The organism is Streptomyces bungoensis, assembly GCF_001514215.1.
In the GTDB taxonomy this organism is placed as follows: Bacteria; Actinomycetota; Actinomycetes; order Streptomycetales; family Streptomycetaceae; genus Streptomyces; species Streptomyces bungoensis.
Window position 1 is genome coordinate 24,800 of the sequence record NZ_KQ948882.1, and the last position, 20,595, is coordinate 45,394.

Annotated in this window: 16 protein-coding genes; 8 read left to right on the forward strand and 8 right to left on the reverse strand. The window is 70.4% G+C overall.

Annotated elements, in window-relative coordinates:
- Positions 1 to 223: 223 nt before the first annotated feature.
- Both AQJ66_RS35255 and eccE read right to left on the reverse strand, forming a co-directional pair.
- Complete coding sequence (locus tag AQJ66_RS35255) at positions 224 to 1,006, reverse strand: hypothetical protein (RefSeq protein ID WP_425264329.1); 783 nt, start codon at positions 1,004 to 1,006, stop codon at positions 224 to 226.
- Positions 1,003 to 2,340, reverse strand: a complete 1,338-nt coding sequence (gene eccE / locus AQJ66_RS35260; RefSeq protein WP_079060604.1) for a type VII secretion protein EccE — start codon at positions 2,338 to 2,340, stop codon at positions 1,003 to 1,005. Before eccE ends, AQJ66_RS35255 begins: the two co-directional genes overlap by 4 nt.
- A 198-nt stretch (positions 2,341 to 2,538) precedes the next feature.
- Between eccE and eccB the strand changes: the two genes are divergently transcribed.
- Together eccB and mycP are read left to right on the forward strand one after the other, a co-directional pair.
- Positions 2,539 to 4,071 (forward strand): type VII secretion protein EccB, encoded by a 1,533-nt coding sequence (eccB, locus tag AQJ66_RS35265; RefSeq protein ID WP_061930571.1) that lies wholly within the window; start codon positions 2,539 to 2,541, stop codon positions 4,069 to 4,071.
- 11 nt (positions 4,072 to 4,082) lie between these two features.
- Positions 4,083 to 5,339 carry a type VII secretion-associated serine protease mycosin gene (gene mycP, locus AQJ66_RS35270; RefSeq protein ID WP_061930575.1) on the forward strand — a complete coding sequence of 419 codons (1,257 nt, stop codon included), beginning with the start codon at positions 4,083 to 4,085 and terminating at the stop codon, positions 5,337 to 5,339.
- A 15-nt stretch (positions 5,340 to 5,354) separates the two neighbouring features.
- Here mycP and AQJ66_RS35275 read toward each other — a convergent pair whose 3' ends face one another.
- The 4 genes from AQJ66_RS35275 to AQJ66_RS35290 all read right to left on the reverse strand — a co-directional run bounded on the left by AQJ66_RS35275 (position 5,355) and on the right by AQJ66_RS35290 (position 9,148).
- The gene (locus AQJ66_RS35275) at positions 5,355 to 5,639 is read right to left on the reverse strand and encodes a hypothetical protein (RefSeq protein WP_061930578.1); all 285 of its coding nucleotides are present in this window, start codon (positions 5,637 to 5,639) and stop codon (positions 5,355 to 5,357) included.
- A 133-nt stretch (positions 5,640 to 5,772) separates the two neighbouring features.
- Positions 5,773 to 6,402 (reverse strand): type II secretion system protein, encoded by a 630-nt coding sequence (locus AQJ66_RS35280; protein ID WP_159052691.1) that lies wholly within the window; start codon positions 6,400 to 6,402, stop codon positions 5,773 to 5,775.
- Positions 6,399 to 8,669, reverse strand: coding sequence for a hypothetical protein (locus AQJ66_RS35285; protein ID WP_061930584.1), 2,271 nt, complete (start codon positions 8,667 to 8,669; stop codon positions 6,399 to 6,401). The genes AQJ66_RS35280 and AQJ66_RS35285 overlap by 4 nt, the downstream gene beginning before the upstream one ends.
- A gap of 11 nt (positions 8,670 to 8,680) precedes the next feature.
- On the reverse strand, positions 8,681 to 9,148 hold the full coding sequence (locus AQJ66_RS35290; RefSeq protein WP_061930587.1) for a hypothetical protein: 468 nt from the start codon (positions 9,146 to 9,148) through the stop codon (positions 8,681 to 8,683).
- Positions 9,149 to 9,677: 529 nt separating this feature from the next.
- Here AQJ66_RS35290 and AQJ66_RS35295 point away from each other — a divergent pair.
- The 5 genes from AQJ66_RS35295 (at position 9,678) to AQJ66_RS35315 (ending at position 14,022) form a co-directional block, all read left to right on the forward strand.
- The gene (locus tag AQJ66_RS35295; protein WP_061930590.1) at positions 9,678 to 10,136 is read left to right on the forward strand and encodes a hypothetical protein; all 459 of its coding nucleotides are present in this window, start codon (positions 9,678 to 9,680) and stop codon (positions 10,134 to 10,136) included.
- A complete protein-coding gene (locus tag AQJ66_RS35300; protein WP_061930593.1) occupies positions 10,133 to 11,935 on the forward strand; it encodes a collagen-like domain-containing protein in 1,803 nt (600 codons plus the stop codon). The genes AQJ66_RS35295 and AQJ66_RS35300 overlap by 4 nt, the downstream gene beginning before the upstream one ends.
- A gap of 51 nt (positions 11,936 to 11,986) precedes the next feature.
- Complete coding sequence (locus AQJ66_RS35305) at positions 11,987 to 13,225, forward strand: S8 family serine peptidase (protein WP_079060605.1); 1,239 nt, start codon at positions 11,987 to 11,989, stop codon at positions 13,223 to 13,225.
- 113 nt (positions 13,226 to 13,338) lie between these two features.
- Complete coding sequence (locus tag AQJ66_RS35310; RefSeq protein WP_061930599.1) at positions 13,339 to 13,677, forward strand: WXG100 family type VII secretion target; 339 nt, start codon at positions 13,339 to 13,341, stop codon at positions 13,675 to 13,677.
- Between the two features lie 42 nt (positions 13,678 to 13,719).
- A complete protein-coding gene (locus tag AQJ66_RS35315) occupies positions 13,720 to 14,022 on the forward strand; it encodes a WXG100 family type VII secretion target (RefSeq protein WP_061930602.1) in 303 nt (100 codons plus the stop codon).
- Positions 14,023 to 14,289: 267 nt separating this feature from the next.
- Here the strand turns inward: AQJ66_RS35315 and eccCa are convergent, their stop codons facing one another.
- Entirely contained in the window at positions 14,290 to 18,255 is a 3,966-nt protein-coding gene (eccCa, locus tag AQJ66_RS35320) for a type VII secretion protein EccCa (RefSeq protein WP_079060606.1), read from the reverse strand.
- A 301-nt stretch (positions 18,256 to 18,556) separates the two neighbouring features.
- On the opposite strand from eccCa, the gene eccD reads away from it, so the two are divergent.
- The gene (gene eccD / locus AQJ66_RS35325; RefSeq protein WP_061930649.1) at positions 18,557 to 20,053 is read left to right on the forward strand and encodes a type VII secretion integral membrane protein EccD; all 1,497 of its coding nucleotides are present in this window, start codon (positions 18,557 to 18,559) and stop codon (positions 20,051 to 20,053) included.
- A gap of 92 nt (positions 20,054 to 20,145) precedes the next feature.
- On the opposite strand, the gene AQJ66_RS35330 is transcribed toward eccD, so the two are convergent.
- Positions 20,146 to 20,442, reverse strand: coding sequence for a DUF397 domain-containing protein (locus AQJ66_RS35330; protein ID WP_061930605.1), 297 nt, complete (start codon positions 20,440 to 20,442; stop codon positions 20,146 to 20,148).
- Positions 20,443 to 20,595 lie beyond the last annotated feature (153 nt).

Here is a 20,595-nt window from a genome sequence, read left to right on the forward strand (position 1 = left end):
CGTGCGAGGCGGTCCGGTCCACCGGTCCTCCCCCTGGACGACGACGCCTGGTCCACGGGCAGTGGCATCGCGCCCGCACCCAGCCTAATCACCACGAGGCACACCTCGGCAGGCCCGCCCGCCTCTCCGTTCGCGCCCAGCGGCACGACACGTGACCCAACCCGGCACGAACCACGTCCGGGTGACGGGCGGGCGCCGAACAAAGCGGACGGCAAGGGGCGGTTCAGTCCATTCGCCGGGGCGTGCCCAGCAATCCGATCTCGGCGTCCGTGGGTTGGGTCATCACGTACTGCCGGTCGCGGTCGGTGCACCACAGGGTGACGCCGTCGGGCAGCGTGGGCAACGACTCCACCTCGGCCCGGGACAGCCCCATCGTGCGCCCCAGTTCGGCGGCCTCGTCCGGCGAGACCCGCTGGATGCCGGCCAGCCGCGCCTGGCGCAGCAGCCGGGGAGCGACCGGGCTGAGGTACGGCAGCAGGGTCAGCACGGACTGCCAGGGCCCCGACACCGTGCGCCCGCGCGGCGGCCGCATGCCGCAGTCGCGCACCACCAGGATCGGGGTACCGGCCGACGCGCCCTGCGGCGGCACCCGGCCCACGTCGTACACGGCCAGCCCGTTCTGCCCGCCACCCATCGCGTGCACCATCTGCATCCAGGCCTGCGGCCGGCCGGTCTCCACGGCGACCCGCGCCCCCGTGGCCGCCGTACGCAGCGCCAGCACCTGCGCCGTCCACAGGCCGCCGATGAGCACGACGTCGTACGGTGTGGGCCGGTTGATGCCGAGCACGGCCGGCTGGCCCTCGGCGTCCACCCCGGCCACCACCCCGTCGTCCCCGATGGGCAGGGCGAGGGCGTCCAGTTGCTGCACGGGCAGCCCGTGCCGTCCGTGCCGGGGGCCGATCAGCCCGAGCCCGTTCCGCAGCCGCTCACCGGCCCGCCGCAGCGCGGAGCCGCCCGCCGGGCGCGCAGCGGCCGAAGCCGGCGTCGTCGTGGACAGGGTCGTCACCGCGCACCTCCGAGGGGCAACGTGGCCAGCATGCCGGGCAGCTGCTCACGGTCGAGCCGGGCCAGCCCGGCCCCGGCCTGCCGCGCCGCGGACTCCAGCGCCCGGCGCGCGGCCACCAGTTCGTCGTCGCTGCGGCCGGTCACCCGCAGATGCCCGCACAGCGACACCTCGTGCCGCTCGCCGCGCGCCAGGGTGAGGCTGAAGGTGGTGGCCAGCGCCGGTATCGCCGTGACCCGGGCGACGAACTGCGGCAGCGACTCGCCTCGCTCGCCGCCCAGTTGGGGCCAGCGCCGGACCCAGTACGTCGTGTGCCGCCGGTTGTCGCACCGCCAGCTGCGCCCGGACTCCTCCGTGCGCCGCTCCCGCGTCTCGCTGCGCCCCGCCTCGGCGGTGACCAGCGGATTGGCGCAGGCCGAGGTGGCGAGCGCGGCGATCAGCTCCTCCTCGTCCAGCACCCGGGCGCGGAACCCCGCCCCGGTCAGCCGGCTCGCGAGATGGTCCGCCGCCCGCACGACGCATTTCTGCGCCCCCGTCAGCCCGCCCCCGCGCGCCGCCACTGCCTCCGCGCACAGCTCGGGGTCGAGCTTCAGCGCGATCCAGGTGATGCGCACCGCGGGCGCGCCCGTCTGCTCCTGCAGCGGCACGTAGTTGGCGACCGCCACCGACTGCTGCGGCAGGTGCAGCGCGGGCGCCGGCTGCGTGTGCAGCACGATCTGCGCCGACTCCAGCCGGACACCGTCCACCTCGAGCGCGTCCCGCACCAGCCCCAGCGGCAGCGGCTGCCGGCTCCGCTCGGCCCGCAGCGCCGTCGCGTCGGCCTCCACCTGCAGCAGGGCGGTCACGAAGGTGCCGTCCCCGACGATCCCGACCGGCCGCCGGTCCCGCGCCCCGTACGAGTACGTCCGCAGCGCGGGCTCGCACTCCAGGGCGGGCACCAGGGCCGGTTCTGTCCCCGGCGGGATCGGGGTGGCCGCGGCCCGGCGCGTGCGCGCCTTCAACTCGCGTGCGGTGGACAGCCATTCGGGCAGCGTCCGGCCCCGCCGCCGGACGAAGGCGACCAGGAGCAGGGCGACGGCGAGGACCGCGGCCGGTATCAGGGCCATCGGCCCGACGGCCCATCCGACGAGCAGCGCGGCGGCCGCGATCTCCACCAGCACGAGCCGTTGCAGACGGAACGAACCGGCCTGCCCCGGCCGGGACCGGAGCCCGGGCGCGACCGGCTGCCGCGGCGCCGAACGCCGCTCGGACGCCCCACGCGGGGCCGCCGCCGGCGCCTCCGCCCGGCCCTGCGCCGCCGCCCGGCCGCGCGAACGGGTCCGCGTTCCCGAAGCCATCACTCCATCCCCCCGATTTGCTCACAACTCGCTGGAACCACGCGCCTGCACCCGACCCTGGAAGGCCCCGGTACCCTACCCGCTCCACAGGACCCGTCCCGTACCAGGCATAGTAGGGGCCGGGTCCGACAACGGAGGGCGGGGGAGCGGGTTTCCCCGGGCGCCCTGCGCGTGAGACACGGGGAGAAACGGGCACAGATGGCATCTCGGCGGGACCAACTCAACGCCTACACCTTCGCGAAGCGCCGCATGCTCGCGTCCTTCGTCCAGTCGTCACCGGATGCCTCCGACGAGGGGGCGCCCCGGCCGCTGCGCGCCGTCCTGCCCGGCGCGATCGTCGGCGTGGTCGTCCTCGCGGCCTTCGGGGCCTGGGGCATGTTCAAGCCGACGGCCCCGCAGGGCTGGGACGCCCCCGGCCAGAAGGTGATCATCGCCAGCAAGTCGACCACCCGGTACGTGGTGCTGAAGACCAACGGCAAGGCCCAGCTCCACCCGGTGCTCAACATGGCCTCCGCCAAACTCGTCCTCGACGGCCAGAGCGACGTCGACGTCGTCACCGTCGACGAGTCGATCCTCGACAACGGCAAGATCCCGCACGGCGTCACCATCGGCATCCCCTACGCCCCCGACCGGCTGCCCTCCGGCAAGGAGGCCGGCGAGGCCAAGCAGTGGGCCGTCTGCGAACGCCCCAGCGGCAGCGGCAGCTCCATCCAGAAGGCCGCGTTCGTCCTGGCGAAGCGCGACCGGGACAAGCTCAAGGGCTCCGACCGGACACTGCGCGGCGGCCAGCTCCTCCACGTGGCCACGCCGGACGGGAAGCAGTACGTCGTCGACGCGTACGGCCGCGCCTACCCGGTGGACGCCACCGACAGCCTGCTGCTGCAGACCCTCGTGGGCACCGACCCCAAGCCGCAGCAGGTCACCCAGGAGTGGATCGACACCCTGCACCAGGGCGACCCGATCCGCTTCCCGTCGGTCACCGGCGTCCCGGGCGCCCCGGCGCACGCCGGCGGCCAGCTGGACGACCGGGCCGACCGCGTCGGCATGGTCCTGAGGGCGCCCGTCGGCAACAAGGAGAAGTCCTACGTCGTCCTGCCCGGCCGGGTCGCCCCGATCTCCGACTTCGTGGCCCAGCTGCTCCTCGCCAGCAAGGACCTGGTGAAGCTCGGCCAGGCCGGGCACCCCCAGGAGGTCAGCGCGGGCGCCCTCGACGCCGGCGAGCCGTTCGCCGCCCAGTACCGGTGGCCCACCCGGAAGCCCAGCGCGGTCAACCAGGCCTCCACCGCCGCCGGCAGCCGCAACACCGTCTGCAACTTCCTGCTCCACGTCGACTCCGGCAACGGCGGCACGACCCTGAGCACCTGGGCGGGCACCGCGTTCCCCGAGGTCCTGCCCACCGGCTCCTCCAGCGCGTACGTCACCGCCGGCTCCGGCCAGCTCTACCGCCAGTTCCAGGGCAGGGAGACCCAGGCCGGCCCGGTCTTCCTGGTCACCGACACCGGCCTGCGCTACGCCCTGCAGTCCAACGACGACAGCGCCACCGAGGACGACAAGGGCGTCGGCATCACACCGAAGCAGCGGCAGCAGCTGCAGCAGGAGGCCAAGCTGGCGCAGACCCGCCTCGGCTACGCCGACGTGGCCCCCGCGCCCATTCCCCTCGCCTGGTCGAAGTTCCTGCCGACGGGCCCCCGCCTGTCGACCTCGGCGGCACGCCAGCCGCAGGGCTCGTGAGAGGGGTGCCGATGCCGCAGCGGCCCCGCCCCCGCACGACACTCGCCCGCACGACCCTGGCGACGGTGCTGGCCACGACGGCCACCCTGCTCGCGGCCCCCGCGGCCGCGGCCGACTCCGGCTCCGACCAGTGCACGTTCTCGCGGACCAACCACAAATACACCGGCACCCCCTGGGCCCTGCAGCGCGTCAACCTGGACGAGCTGTGGAGCCAGTCGAAGGGCGAGAAGGTCCGGGTGGCCGTCATCGACACCGGCGTCGACACCGCCAACCCGCAGCTGACGCAGGCCGTGGACGCCTCCTCGGGCACCAACCTCCTGCCCAAGAAGGACGGCAAGGGCCAGCCCCTCGAGCGCGGAAAGGCCAACGGCACGACGGACACGGTCGGCCACGGCACCCGGGTGGCCGGCATCATCGCCGCCCGCCCGGAGAAGGGCACCGGCTTCGTCGGCCTGGCCCCCGAGGCCACCATCATCCCGATCAAGCAGAACGACGCGGAGGGCCACGGCACGGCCGCCACCCTAGCCGAGGCGATCCGGTACGCCGTCAAGGCCAAGGCCCAGGTCATCAACATCTCCCAGGACACCGCCAACGCCGTTGCACCGGCGGAGTACCTGCACCGGGCGGTCGACGAGGCCCTGGCGGCCGGCGTCGTGGTCGTCGCCTCGGCGGGCAACGGCGGCATGGGTGGCAACGTCAAGCCCACGTACCCCGCCTCCTACCCCGGCGTCCTCGCCGTGGCCGCCTCCGACCGCAACAACGAGCGCGCGGCCTTCTCCCAGTCCGGCGACTTCGTCGGCGTAGCCGCCCCCGGCGTCGACATGGTCTCCACCGTCCCCAAGGGCGGCCACTGCTCCGACAACGGCACGAGCTTCTCGGCCCCGTACGTGGCCGCGGTGGCCGCACTCGTCAAGGCCAAGCACCCCCGGTGGACGCCCCGCGAGGTCGTCGCCCAGATCGAGCAGACGGCGGAGCGCTCCATCACCGGCCACGACCCCCGGGTCGGCTGGGGCGTGGTGGACCCGGTCCGCGCCCTCACGGAGGACGATCACCCGATCGAGTCCCCCCACCCCGACGAGGGCCTCACCCACGCGGAGCCCCCCACCCCCGCCAAGCTGACCCTCGGCGAAACCCCCGCCGAACACAACGCCCGCCTGGCCACCTACGTCGCCATCGGCGTGACCGCCCTGGTGGCGACCCTGAGCGGCGGAGCGGTGGCCCTCCGGGACGCGCGGCGGAGGCGGCGGGTTGTGGGGGGTGGGGTGTGACGCCGGCTTCGCCTCCTAGCAGGGGTGCTGCTTCCTGAGTGCCGCCGTGTAACCGGAGATCAGTCTGTGCATGGCGGACTCGTCTTCACGTCCTGACTTCACCGTGATGACGTACGTACTGACGGCTTCGTCGCGGTCACCCTTTCGGGCACAGGGAACGACGGAAACCGCTGCCCGATCCGCGTAGGCGACGGCGTCGCGGTCTCCGGTCTTCACGTGACCGATGCCGTGGTCGTACGACGCGATGTTCCAGGCGGAGCGCCCGGTGCTGACGCGTTCCCTTTCGACGGAGAGCACCACCTCGCACGTCGTGCATGGCCACGTCCCGGACAGAGGCATCGGCCTCACGCTTCTCCACAGTGAGTCCGACCACGACCATGAAATGTCGCCCTACGGCGGGGGTACCGACGCGCATCCGGGTGCTTCCTCGCCTTCAGCCGATAAGGGGTCGGCCGTTCGGCAGGTCGTTCGCGCCGTCGCAAGCCCACAGTTTCCGGGCCTCGAGCCGGAGCGTGTCCGCTGCGAGCGAGGCCATCTTCCGGATTACCGCCTGATCGGTCGTCTTCCGGTAGGTGACATCGACTTCGACCAGCGTCTTACCGTCCGACTGTTCGGAAGGACATGCGGCAAAAAGGGAGGTGGTATCTCCGTTATGGAACCCTTTGGCCTCACCGAGAGTGATCTCGGTGGCGCCGGAAGCATGTGCGTCTCGAGCTACGTCCTGCATGGTGTAACCCGCCCCCGAGTAAAGGCCGTGCTTGATCGTCACCGACTGGCCGCCGCCGTACACCTTGCACGTGCCGGGCACCTTTTTGACGTACGGCTCATCCGGGTTGAAGACGCCGGTGTGCCATTCCGAGAACGGCTTCCCCCTGGCCGGAAGGAGTGCTTTGACATCCGATCTTGGAAGGGCGTTGTCGCACACACGCGCCGGTACCGCGACATCGGACTCCCCGGCCGGCCAGAATCGCCAGGCCACCAATCCGGCCACAGCGAGGACCCCGACGATGGCCACCGCGATCCACATCGTGAATCGCCGACGTGCTTTCTCAGTCATGTTCACGAGTGGCTACTTCCTGCTCTCTGGCGCCCCAAGCCGTAGGAGTCCTCGATCTCCCGTTTGGCTGCTGTGGCCTGACTCTGTGCGTTCACGTCGTCGTAGCCGGCTTCCTTGGCCGCCGTGTACGTGGCATCGTAGATGGCCTGCGCCGAACTGGCCTGTTGCTGCTCCAGGAAGGCATCCCGGTCCTTGAGAGCCTCGGGGGTGGAATCCCTGGTGAAGTTCTCCACGACCGACTCCTGGATGTCCTCCACCACCCAACCCGCCACCTCGCCACCCACCGGAATCTTTCCGATCCCCATGCCGATGATGCGCCCGGCCCACTTGTCGGCCGTGGCGACCCCTTCGTTGAATTCGGCGTCCGAAGCGATTTTCTCGTCGACGACGGCTTGTGTGCGGGATTCGGCCATGATGCCGGCGATCTCACCGCCTGCGTTGACCCGGTTGGCGATCTCCGGAGCCAACTCCTTGTACCGGTCGGCATGGTGGAACGCGTCGTTGACGAGATCCGTGGTCACCGACTCCTGGGAGGTGATGATGGCCCCGTAGGCGTCAGGGTCCTTGCCGACCGCGCCCAGGAAGTTCTTGAGTACACCGGGTGAGAGCCCTTCGGGATTGCTCCCGGCATCGAAATTGCCAAGGTGCGCGCTGGCCCCGTGGGTCCCCGCCACGTTCCCGCCGTCTCCCATGAAAGCCCCCTGCACATCCCGCATGTAGTCGGCGGTGATGTTTCCAAGGCTGTCGCGCATGGGGGAGTCGTCCAGGTCCTCGGGGCTGGCCCCATACCGCTCGACGAGCTTGTGGTAGATGTCGGCCGCCTCCTTGGAGTGGGGCGGCGACACGGCATCGCTTCCGTAGGGGAGTCCGGTGGTCGCCGCCTCCAGGGCATGGCCGAGAGCATCAGGGCCGTAGCCCATGATTGTCTTGGCCCTGTCCTCGTCGGCAAGGATGTTCGCGCTGTTGGTATCAGCCGTCCACTCGAATTTCTTGTCCGTCAACAGGTCGAGATACGAGTCGAAGCCCAGCTTGCCGTCCTTCTTGACCGTGCCGTCCTCGTTGTACGCGGTCGGTGGCTGGGTGAAGAACTTCTCCGAGGCCTCCGGGCTGTGCCCCAGCGCCTCCAGCACGCTGTTCAGAGGATCGTTCCCGGAGCCGAGCTTGCCGGAGGGGTTGAACCCGTAGATGTCCGGGCTGCCGTCAGGCTTGTTCGACAGGAAGAAGTACGGGTCCTTCTTGTGGAGCTGGGTGATGTGCTCCGCGATGGGATTGATGAAGCGTGGATCGTAGTTGCCGTACCGCAGCAGCCCACCGAGCACCTGGTAGCCGTACGGCTTGTTCCACTGCCCCGGTTCCCACCCGATCTGCTGGGTGCCGAGGCGCCGGAACTCCGCGCCCCAGCTGTCGGGCAGATGGTGCGTGTGGTCCGGGTCCGTGGCGTTGGCGAGTGTGTACCCCATGACCTTCTGCAGGTCCCGCACCGCGTCGAGCCGGGTCTTCGTCGCGTCGCCGCCGGTGCCGTCGATCGACATCTCCGCGTAGAACTGCAGCGCCTTCTCGGGCCCGCCGAGTCCCTGGTAGAACTCGGTGGCGAACTCTCCATCCTTCTCGGCGGAGTTGAAGCGCAGAAGCCGGTTCAGCTCGCGCAGCTCCGCGTCGGACATCTTGTCGCCCTTGTGCGCCAATTCCAGGGCGCGCTCGACCTCCGCGTCGTTCAGCGACTCGTACTTGCTGTGACCCGCGTTGTAGGGGTCGTTCCCATGGCTCCTGGCCAGTGCGCGGGCGACCGACGCGTCGATCTCGGCGGCATGGGCGAGGATCCGGTTGATCCGGTCCTCCAAGGCCTGTTTGCCGTCGAGCTGATCCCGGGTGCGCTCGTCGGTGTCCCCGCGCACGTGAGGGAAGAAGCAGCGGACCTTGCCCTCGCCGATGTCCTGCACCCGGATGCCGAGCTTCGCGGCGTCGTCCTGGACGGCCGTGATCATCTGCTTCTGCAGACTCTGCAGCTCGGTGTGTCCGTCCTCGAGCACTTGGTAGACGCTGTTGGCCTCGGTGTGGAGATCGGCGATCTCCTTGGCCGTCCTGGCCACGAACTCGCGCGTCACCGTGGCGTTCACGCCGGCCCAACGCGCGGAGTCCGACTTGGCCTGCATCCCCGTACGAGCGCTCTCCGCCGACTTCTTCAGGCCGTCGACGGCCTTCTTCCAGTCCGACACGGCGGTCGCGAGCTTGCCGAGGTCGACCTCGACGAGGTCCGTGAATGTGAGAGCCACCGCAGGTTCCCCTATTTGAAGTACTCGTTGAGCTGCGACACGGACACGGCTGAGCCGTCACGGCCACGGAGCACAGCACCGATCTCGGCGTCGTCCTCCGCATGCCGCTTCTTGGTGTAGTTCAGGTGGTCGGAGATGTGCGCGCACGCCTGCAACACGGCCTTGACCTGCGAGGTCCACATCTCGACGGTGGTCTCGAGGGCACCGCCCGTCTGGAACCCGTGCGACTTCAGAGCAGCGGCGGCCTGCATGGTCGAGCCGGTGCCGGACCCGGCCGCGGCGATGTCGGCCTGGCTCTTCACGTCGTCGTAGAGGAGGTTGGCCTCGTGGCCCACGGCGCCCAGGTCGTCCTGGTACACCACCAGGTCCCCGGACCCCCCGCCTCCGTCATCCGCCGGCACATGATTGAGGCGCATGTGAGGCGACTTCGGTCCGGCCGCCCGGGCGGCCTTGATCTGCTCCCACTCGTCCCATGCCATGGAAGGACCCCTTCCCCCGCGCGGATGATCCGGTGTCGGTCAAATTAGCAACCCCGGCCAACACAAAACTGTGCCATGTCTGCTTTGTGTCGACTGTTGGTTGTGAAGATTCACGGGAGGTGGCGTCGGCGCCGCGGCCCGATCGCTGACGTCACTGGAGCGCACCGGCTAGCACTGGTCCCGGGGGCACGGGACGGCGGTCGAACTGTTCGGCAATCAAGGGCTGCTCATCCACCGACCGGTTTTGTGGTTGCAAAGTCCTGGTCCCGAGGGCGCGGAGTATGCAGCACGCCGGGTGAATGTGAATCTTCTGCATAGATGTCGGGATGCTTCTGTCTTTATCGACCACCTTGTTGCCACAGACCGCCGCGGAGCCGATCGCATCGGGACACCATTGCAACTGAACTGTCGCAGAGTTCAGTTGGCCGCGATTTGCCCAGTGACTACAGTGGTCGGCGATGGATCCGGGGGACGGAGCACCGCTCGACCCTCGGCAGCTGTACCAACGGGGAACGGGGAAGGGGTCGCGGTGAGTGGCGGTGGCGGCTCGGGCATGAGGCGCGGCATCGACGCGCTCAAGGACTTCAAAGGCAAACTCGACGCGGTGCTGGCCGACTTCGACGACGGGCACGGTGGCCCGTCCAGGATCGCGCAGCAGCAGCTCGGCCGCGCCTCGTTCGGTGGCACGAACGCCAAGTTCGATGAGGCGGGTGACCTGCACACCGCGTACGAAACCGTCCACTCCCGCCTCGTCCACCTCTCGCGGACCCTGGGCCTGCACATCCAGGCCCTGCAGCTCGCATCGCACGCCGCCGACACCACCTACGACATGACCGAGGAAGAGGTCCGGCGCCGGTTCTACGAGATCAGGGCGAAGCTCGACGCGGAGTACCAGAAGGAAGTGGAGAGGGCCGAAACCGCTGACAAGCCGGCGACTCCCCATCCGGCACGCAGCAACAACAAGTCGACGGGAGCGGACTTCTCGTGAGCGACGACTGGCAGAAGCAGCCCGAGTACAAGTCCGACGTGCAGCAGGTCGACAAGACGGTCGACACACAGGTCAAGCCCATCACGGCCGCGCAGGACATGCTGGCGAACATGCCGTTCTTCGGCGGTTTCCGGATCAACCTCGTCGGATCGACGAACTTCGAGGACCACCGCCTCAATGACATGATCGACCTGGTCGAGCATGCCAACCCAGAACACCTCGAGCTGACCAGCAAGGCTCTGTTCGACGCCGGCAAGGACATCCGCAAGGCCGCGACGGAGCTGGAGCAGCACCTCAAGGTCGACTGGGAGGGCCAGGGCGCCGACTCCTTCCACGGTTGGACGCAGCAACTGCTCCAGTACACCCACCACCTCGCGGGCTACGCGGACCAGGCAGGCACTCACCTCTCCGTGGCGGCCACAGGACTCGCCTCCGCCCGCATCTCCATGCCGCCCAGGGACACCCGGCCGGCCGCTGAGCAGAAGAAGCCCACCGAACTGCCGAAAGCCAAGCAGGTCGACGACAACCCGGACTACGTGGCCGCGGTGAAGGTCGAGAAGAACCGCCAAGAGGCCATCAACCAGATGAACCGGTTGGCCTCGTACTACAAGGTCGCGGCGACGGACCTGGGCAAGCAGAAGGAGCCGGAGCCGCTCAAGCCCATCACGGATGTCGGAGTTCCCGAGCCGAAGGGGGACGGTTACGACAAGTATCGGCGGTACGATCCGGTATCGCCGTCGTCACCCAGAACCGCACTCTCCGCAGACGTCCCGACGGGGCACCACACGACGGTCGTACCGAACAGCGCAGATGCCACAGGGCATGTAGCGCCGCACCAAGAGCCGCGCAACCCCGTCACGAGTCACGGTCACGACGTCGGTACGGAGATCAACACGGTCGGCACCCTGCCTCCGACGCCCGCACCGCACGCCACTCCGACGCCGACTCTTCCGACGACAGGCGGAGGAAGCGGGCACACGCCTCCGCTGCCCCCGGGCCCGGTGACGCCTCCCATCGGGCCGACCGTCGGGCGTTCCACCGGTTATGGCCCAGCAACCAGGCTGCCGTTGTCCCCGCAGGGTCGTACCGGCCCGTCCGGTACCTCGAGCGGTCGGCTCCCCCAGGGGGCTGGCAGAGTGCCTCAGGAGCCTGAAGCGCAGACCGGACGTGCCAATGCCAGTGGACGAGTGCCGCAGGGCCCGATGGGGCAGGCGGCCCGTGCCGCAGGGCGCGCGACTCCGACCGGTCAGCCGGGTATGAGGGGGGCGACGCAGGCGGAGCGCTCGCCCCTCGGCCGCGGTGTCACCGGCGGCACGCCGAGACCTGTCAACACGCCGACCGGGCGTACCGGAGCCACCGGTCCCGGCAGTCCGGCGCGTAACGGAGTCGTGGGAGGCAAGCCTGTCACCGGTCGTCCGAGCGGTGCAGGCCCCGGCTCGCGTATGCCGCGCGGTACGGTCGTCGGTGCCGAGGAACCGGTCCCACCCACGTCGGTGAAGGGCAGTGCCGGCCGGCGAGGGGTCGTGGGTTCACCCGCCGCCAAGGCGGAACCGGGCAACGCGCAAGAGGTGCTGCGCTCTGCGGCCAACCCGGAAGGCGTGATCGGAGCCCCGCGCACTGCCGCCTCGCCCCTGGAGGGTTCTGCGGGCCACGGCGGCGACTCCGGCCTCGGCCGTGGCGTCGTCGGTGACCGACGAGGGCCGGAGGGCGGCTCCGGTCGCGTCGGCGAGTCGACCGAGAAGGAACATCGCCGCCGGGCCCAGAAGCAGCGGCGCGACGCGTCACAGAAGAGCGACTGAACCCGAACGAGGACGTACACAGGCATGAAGCCAGGGACCCGCCGGCGCGGCATGAAAACCGCCCTCCTGTCGAGGCACAAGACAAGACGGCTGTCTGCTGTGTTCTCGGCACTCGGTGCATTGGTCGTCACATCGGCCGCGCTTGCTCCGGGAGTCGCTGCTGCGGACGAGCAGCCGAAGGAGTGGTACCTGGACGCGATGGGCGCCCAGGAGATGTGGAAGATCAGCACGGGCAAGGGGGTGAAGGTTGCCGTGATCGACACCGGGGTCAACCCGGCAACCTCCTCCCTCAAGGGCCAAGTGCTTGTCGGAGAAGTGCCCAAATCCGTGGCCTACCATGTCACCCAGGACTACACGGGGCACGGCACCTCCATGGCTGAGATCATCGCCGGTACAGGTGCCGGCGGTGGTATCAGGGGTCTTGCTCCGGGGGCGAAGGTCATTCCTTTTCGTATCGCACTCAAGGGACTGAAGGGTGCGGAGGAGAGGGAAACACCCGACGAAGCCGCGGTGATCCGAGCGGCCGCCGACAGCGATGCCAAGGTCATCAACATGTCCTTCGGTAGTGTCGCCCCCGACGACGGTGTCAAGGCTGCCATGAAGTACGCGGCATCCAAGGGAAAGTTGATGTTCGTCTCCATCGGCAACGACGGAGATGACGGAAACACGCCCTCTTACCCGGCTATCTACCCCTACGCGATCGGTGTCGCCGCGCTCGACAAGAGCGGCACGGTGGCCAAGTTCTCCACCCACGGTGATTACGTGGACGTCGCAGCCCCTGGCCTGGACATCCCCTCCTGGTGTGACAGCAGGTTCACCGCGTACTGCGACACCGGGGGCACCAGCCCCTCCTCCGCCATCGCCTCCGCCTCCGCCGCCCTGGTCTGGTCCGCTCACCCCACCTGGACGGGCAACCAGGTTTTGCGCACCCTGATCGACACCGCCGGCCGCTCCTGGCCGAAGAACAAGCCCAGCACGTACCTCGGCTACGGCGGCATCCGACCTCGGCGGGTACTGATCAACAAGGACATCGACCCGGGTCCGGCCGACGTCGACCCGCTTGCCGCCGAGAACTCCGACGGCACCGCGGCCACCCCCGCACCCTCGGCCACGGCTTCTTCCGGCAAGCAGGCGAAGGACGGCGGCTCTTCCGGTCCCACCTCCGCCGCCGCGAAAGACGCCGGCTCGGACAGCAACACCCGAACCTGGGTGATCATCGGTGCCGCAGCAGCCGTACTCGTCCTCGGAGGCGCCGGCATCGCCGTGCTGCGTGCACGTCGAAACACCTGACCGCTTCCCCCGCAAACCTGATCGCTCACCGAACGATCAGGTGTCCGCTTGCCAGCAGTGCTGACGCCCGACTCAGCGCCCGGCAAGGTCAGTTCACAACGAAAGGCAAGGAAATGGCGCAGCGCCAGAAGGTAAGTGACAAGGACATCATCGTCCTCGAAAAGGAGCTTCTGCACCGTTTCGAGGGCATCAAGGGCCAGCTGAAGGAACTGCAGGCCATCATCGACAGCCTCGAGGGCCACTGGAAGGGCATCGGCGCCGGCGCGTTCAACGCCAAGCAGACCGAGATCAACGAGCGCATGGTCCGCATCGGCAACATCCTGGCCAAGTTCATCGAGGCCATGACCAACACCCGGAAGATCAAGGACGGCACGGAGGACGAGGTCCGCGCCCAGGTCCAGAGCATCGACGTGGACTTCGGCGGATCCCACTCGGCGCTCTCCAGCCTCTGATCCCCACCAGGCCAGCCACAACTTCTGAACAACGGAGCAATCATGGGCGTCAACAACAACGGCGAGCTCGAGGTCACTTACTCCGGTCTCGACGACACCGCCACCAAGCTCGCCGACCACGCCAAGCGGCTCGAGGACAGCCTCGAGGCCATCAAGCACAAGGTCGCCGGCGTCGCCAGCATGTGGGAGGGCGAGGCCCACACCGCGTACGCCGAGCAGCAGGCGGCCTGGGACCGTGAGGCCCAGGGCATCCACGAGGCCCTGATGGCCATCGGCAAGGTCGTGCACGCGGCCGGCGGTGACTACCAGGGCGGCGACCGGAAGGCCGCCAGCTACTACATGTAAGGCTCACCTGCCGGGCTGACCCGGCAGGACGTAGCACCGGGGTGGGCACGCACGGGAGGTGCCCACCCCTTGCCTTGCCCGCAAGTGTTGCCGAGCTGCGCCGCCGCTTTCACACCGTCTGCCGACGAGCGGACGACAGCAGGGCACGACAGCTCCCAGGGTGCGTCGTCTTAACTCTTCGCCCCGTCCCGCCGGCCGCCATTTCGCGGCCTCGCGAACCGTATGCCCGCCCCCTGTCCGGAGCCGGGCACGGTCCGCCGGCGGGCCTCAGTACTCCACGTCCACCAACCCCGTCTGAACCAACGGCTTCCCCCGCTTCCGGGACACGAAGACGCCCCGCCCCGCGGGCATCGGACGGGGCCGGACGCCGTTGAGGACGTCGCCCTCGGCCGGGTCGCCGGCGAGGATCAGGCCCTGGGCGCCGAGTTCCTTCATGCGCTGCATGAAGGGCTCGTAGGAGGCGCGGCCCGCGCCCGCGGAGGAGCGGGCGATGACGAAGCGGACGCCGACGTCGCGGGCGAAGGGCAGCAGTTCCGTGATGCCGCTGAGCGGGTTGCCGCTGGAGGTGGAGACGAGGTCGTAGTCGTCGATGACCACGAAGACCTGCGGGCCCCGCCACCAGCTCCGGTCCCGCAGCTGCTGGGCGGTGACGTCGGCCGTCGGGGTGCGGCGCTGCATGAGGTCGGCCAGCGCCACCATGTGGTGGTCCATCTGGCTGGACATCGGGATGTACTCCGCCAGGTGGGTGGCCGGCGTGACGTCCAGCAGGGAACGGCGGTTGTCGACCACGAAGAACTTGGCCTCGTCGCCGGTGTAGCGCAGCGTGAGCTGTTTGATCAGCAGTCGCAGCAGGTTGGACTTGCCGGACTCGCTCTCGCCGAAGACCAGGAAGAACGGGTCCTGTTCGAAGTCCAGGAACACCGGCTCGAGGTTCTCCTCGTCCAGCGCGAAGGCGATGCCCCGCTTCGGGAACCGGTCGCCCGGCGGCAGTTGCACCGCCTCCAGCCGGCGCGGCAGCAGCCGCACCTTCGGTGCCCCCGGTGCCTGCCAGTGCCGGCCGACCTCGGTGGTCAGCGCGGCCGTGGCCTCGGCGAGCTCGGTGTCGGAGGTCAGGCCGTCGATCCGGGGCACGGCCGCCATGAAGTGCAGCTTCTGCGGGGAGAGACCGCGGCCGGGGACGCCGGCGGGGACGTTCGCCGCCACCTTGCGGTCGATCTCGGAGTCCATCACGTCACCGAGCCGCAGCTCCAGGCGGTTCATCAGGTGGTCCTTGAGGTTGGCGCGGACCTCCATCGAGCGCGACGCCGTGATGACCACGTGGATGCCGTAGCCGAGGCCGCGCGCGGCGATGTCCAGGACGGCCGGCTCCAGACCCTCGTAGTCCGTCTTGAAGTTGCCCCAGCCGTCGATGACGAGGAAGACGTCACCCCAGGGCTGGTCGGTGACGGAGATGTCGCCGCGCGCCCGGCGGGCCCGGAAGTCGGCGATGGACGCGATGCCCGCCGAGCGGAAGTACTCCTCGCGCCGCGTCATCACGCCGTACACCTCGGAGACCGTGCGGCGCACCCGCTCCGGGTCCAGGCGCGAGGCGATGCCGCCCACGTGCGGCAGCCCGTCCACCGCGGCCATGCCGCCGCCACCGAAGTCCAGGCCGTAGAACTGCACCTCGTGCGGTGTGTGCGTGAGCGCGAAGGCGCAGATCAGGGACCGCAGGAAGGTGGACTTGCCGGACTGCGGGCCGCCGATGACCTGCATGTGGCCGGCCGCGCCCGAGAAGTCGAGCAGCAGGCGGTCACGGCGCTGCTCGTACGGCTTGTCGACCAGGCCGACCGGCACGACCAGCCGGCCGGCACCCTCGTAGCCGGGCTGGGTCAGGCCGCGGCCCTGCACCGCCGCGAGGCCCGGCAGCAGCGCGTCGAGGGACGGCGGGCTCTCCAGCGGCGGCAGCCACACCTGGTGGGCCGCCGGGCCCTGCGCCTCGAGCCGGCGCACGATCACGTCCAGGACGGTGTCGGCCAGCGCGTCGTCCACCCGCTGCGCGGGCTCCTGGCGCTGCTGGGGCACGGCGGTGAAGTGCACCGGCACCTCCGCCGCCGTGAACAGCACGGGCCGCCGGTCCACCGGCAGCGGCCCGCCCGCGAGCGCCGCCCGCTGGGAGCCCGAGCGGTAGACGCCGGAGACGTACGCCGCCTTGAACCGGACCATTTCGTCCGTGCCGAACTTCAGGAAGCCCGAGCCGGGCACGTTGGGCAGCTCGTACGCGTCGGGGACGCCCAGCGCCGCGCGTGACTCGGCCGCGGAGAAGGTCCGCAGACCGATCCGGTACGAGAGGTACGTCTCCAGGCCGCGCAGCCGGCCCTCCTCCAGGCGCTGCGAGGCCAGCAGCAGGTGCACGCCCAGCGAACGGCCGATGCGGCCGATCTGCACGAACATCTCGATGAAGTCCGGCTTCGCGGTGAGCAGTTCGCTGAACTCGTCGATCACCAGGACCAGCGAGGGGATCGGCTGCAGGGGGGCGCCGGCCGCGCGCGCCTTCTCGTAGTCGTGGATGTTGGCGTAGTTGCCCGCGTCGCGCAGCATCTCCTGGCGGCGGTTGAGCTCACCGCGGATCGAGTCGCCCATGCGGTCGACCAGGGTGAGGTCGTCGGCCAGGTTGGTGATGACGGCCGCCACGTGCGGCATCTGCGCCATGCCGGCGAAGGTCGCGCCGCCCTTGAAGTCCGCGAGGACGAAGTTCAGGGTCTCGGAGGAGTGCGTGACGGCGAGGCCCAGCACGAGGGTGCGCAGCAGCTCCGACTTGCCGGAACCGGTCGCGCCGACGCACAGGCCGTGCGGGCCCATGCCCTCCTGGGCGGCCTCCTTGAGGTCCAGCATCACGGGACGGCCGTCCTCGCCCAGGCCGATCGGCACCCGCAGCCGCTCCGCCAGGGCGCGCGGCCGCCAGGTCCGCTTGGTGTCGACGGACGCCGCGTCTCCGAGCCCGAGCAGGTCGGTGAACTCCAGGTTGGCGAGCAGCGGTTCGTCGTCGTCGCCGCCCGACGCCATGCGCAGCGGCGCCAGTTGCCGGGCGAGCGCCTCGGCCGACTCGTAGGACAGGGCGTCCGGGGTGCCCTCGTAGACCTCGCCGTGCCCGGACTCCAGCCGCAGGGCGCCCGGCTGGACGACGACGGACAGGTCGCCGCCCGCTCCGGTCAGCTCGCCCGGCACCACCTCGAGCACGGTGACGCCCTGCAGGCCCTCCGGGTTGGCGAGCACGGAGTCGGGCAGCAGCGACAGGTCGTCCAGGACGAGCACGATGTGCGGCTCGTCCAGCAGCGGCGCCGCGCCGGGGTGGAAGCGCGGCCGGCCGGACAGCCGGGCGGCCAGCAGGTCCTCGAGCTCACGGGGATCGGTGCCGATCAGCCGGCGGGTGCCCGCGCCGTCCAGGGCGCCGGGCGCCTGCACGTGCGGCAGCCACTTCGCCCAGTCCCAGTGCGCCAGCGCCTTCCGTCCCGCGGCCACCGCGACGACCAGGTCCTCGGGGGAGTGCAGCGAGGCGAGCGAACCGACCAGCGCCCGCGCCGAGGCCCGTACCGCCTGCGGCTCACCGCTGACCGTGACGTGGTAGAAGGCGCGCAGCGAGACCGCCATCGGCAGGTCGCCGATCGTGTTGTGGGTGGCGAGGAAGCGCTGCATCGCGCCCGCGGTCAGCGGCTCCAGCTGCTCGACGGGGCCCGTCTCCGGCGGGACCAGGGGGGTGGCCAGCGGCTGCGGGCCGAGGCCGACGCGGACGTGGGCGAAGTCCTCGTCGCCGGGGCGCCGTTCCCACACCCGGCTGCCCTCGGCGACCAGCGCCCACAGCTGTTCGGGCGAGGGGTGCAGGTAGTACTGCGCGTCGCGCTGCGCCCGCGCCGTCGCCACGGCGGACTTGCGGGTCTGCGAGAGGTAGCTGAGGTAGTCGCGCCGCATGTCGGCCAGCTGGCCCTGGGAGCCGCGACGGAACCGGACCACCATCGCGATGGACATCGCCACCGTCGAGGCGATCATGATCATGCCCATGATCTTCATGAACGGCTGACCGTTCGTGAAGAAGAAGACCACCGAGCCGCCCATGCCCAGCGTGGGCAGCAACTGCATGAGCACGCTGTCCTGGTGCCCCCGGGGCAGCTCGGGCGGCGGCTGGACAGCGACCTCCTCCGTGGGCACTTCGGACGGAAGCGCCCGCGGGGGGCGCTTGACGACAATCTGGCTCACAGCTCACCAATTCCCTTGCCCGACCCAGGCGTTCCGCCCACCGCCCCGTGTCCGGCGAGCGCAGGCCGCCGCGCGATCCTACTGAGTTCGCCGGACGCGGGTGAGCGGTAGGGTGCCGGATGTTCGCGTGAGCACACGCCGAGCAGGCCGGACCTACCGGGCCGAACCCCTCGATTTCGAGAGGGGAGGACCCCGGGAGCCCGGGGCGCGGCACCCGTGCCGACGGGGCAGGAAGTGCACCGGCACGAGACCTTCACGAAGTAGACGCACCACCACCACTGAGGGGGAGCAGCAGGTGAGCATGACGGCCGCCGCCACCGGCGGATCCGGAACGGGAGCCCCTTCCGGGTCCGGCACCGGACTCGGCTTCTGCCGGGTCACCATCGTCGCGCCGGACAGTCGCATCGACGTGGCACTGCCCGACGACGTCCCGGTCGCCGACCTCTACCCGGAGATCCTCCGGCTGTCCCAGCAGAGCCCCGAGTCGGGCGCCCCGGTCGGCTACCACCTCGTCCGCACCGACGGCACCGTGCTGGACAGTTCCCGCTCGTTCGCCGCCCAGCACATCCTCGACGGCGAACTGCTCACCCTGCGGCCCTTCGCGGAGTCCCTGCCACCGGCCGTCTTCGACGACGTCGCCGAGGCCGTCGCGACCGCCGTCACCAGGCAGCACACGCTGTGGAGCGGCGACCTCACCCGGGCCGCGGGCCTCGTCGGCGGCGGAGTGCTGCCGGCTCTCCTCGCCTTCGTCGCCTGGACCGCCGATCCGCGCCACGACATGCACGGCCTGGCCGGCGTCCTCGCCGCCGTCACCGGCATCCTGCTGGTCGTCCTGTCCGCGATCCGGGCCCGCGTCTACGACGACCGCGCCTCGGCCGTCGCCCTCGGTCTCGGCGCCCTGCCCGGCGTGGGCGTCGCGGGCAGCGGGCTGCTGCCGCTGACCGCCGGCGAGGGCATCGGCAGGCTGCAGTTCCTGCTGGCCTGCGCGGCCGTCCTCGTCGCGGCACTGGTCCTCGCCCTGTGCTCCCCGCACGGTGACGGCCCGTTCGTCGCCTTCGTGTTCGCCTCGGCCGTCGCCCTGGTCGTCGTCTTCGTCGCGACCCTGGTGCACTGGACCCCCACCGAGATGGCCGGCCTGTGCGCCCCGATCGCCGTCGGCGGGCTCGCCTTCCTGCCGGGCATGTCGATGCGGTTCGCCCGGCTGCCGATCGGCTTCGAGTCCCCGAGCAACGCGCCGCGTTCCGCCTACGGCACCGAGGCCGCGCCGGAGCCCGTGGACATCGAGCGCATCGAGGCCCAGGCCCGGCGCGGGCACGAACTCCTCGTCGGCCTCGTCGGCGGCTGCGCGCTCCTGGCGGTCGGCGCCGCGGCCGTGCTCGGGTTCTCCGACGACGTCTGGGCCCAGCTGCTCGCCCTCGCCACCGGCGTGGGCATGCTGATGCGGGCCGGCCTGTTCCGCTACACCGCCCAGGTGGCCTCCGTCCTGGCGGCGGGCCTCGGCGCGCTGGTCCTGCTGGGTCTCGGCCTCGCGCTCAACCCGCCGCAGTCGGTGATGCGCGCGGCGCTGGCCGGCGACCGCACCGACCTGGACATCCGCACCGTCTGGCTGATCGCGGTCATCGCCGCGGCCACCGCCCTGGTCACGACCCTGGGCCTGATCCTGTCGCGCGGGGGCCTGACCCCGTTCTGGGGCCGCTTCCTGGAGATCTCCGAGGGCTTCGTCCTGCTGACGCTGATCCCCCTGACCCTGGCCGTCTTCGACGTGTACGCGACGGCCCGAGCGATGACCAGCAAGTAGCCGGGGCCGTCCGGCGGGAGCCGGAGCACTCCGCGAGGGGGAGGGGTGGGAGCCGGGGGAGCCGCACGGAGGCAGCCCGCTCCCACTCCCCGTCACTCCGCCGCCGACCCCCCGTTGTGCGGCATCGGCGTCAGGTCGAACTCCCCGTCCCGGGCGCCCAGGACGAAGGCCCGCCACTCCGCCTCCGTGTAGCGCAGCACGGTGTCCGGGTCGAGGGAGGAGCGCATCGCCACCGCCCCGCCCGGTAGGTAGGCGATCTCGACCCGCTCCTCGTGCTCCTCCGTGCCCGGCGCGCAGTGCCACTCCACGCCCGAGATGTCGAGCGCGTACAGCTCGTCCCGCTCCCGCTCCTTGCGCGCCCTGAGTTCCCTGTCATCGGCCTCGGTCATCGCGGCTGTGGTCCTTCCCTGTCGGCCGGCGATCTGCGCAGTCACCCTACTGGCCGGGGTTGTCGCTGGTCAGCGGTTTGCCCACACGGGGCGGTGACGAAGCGCGATGCCGCCGTCACAGGGCCGCAACGGCAAACGACGAGGCCTGGTGAG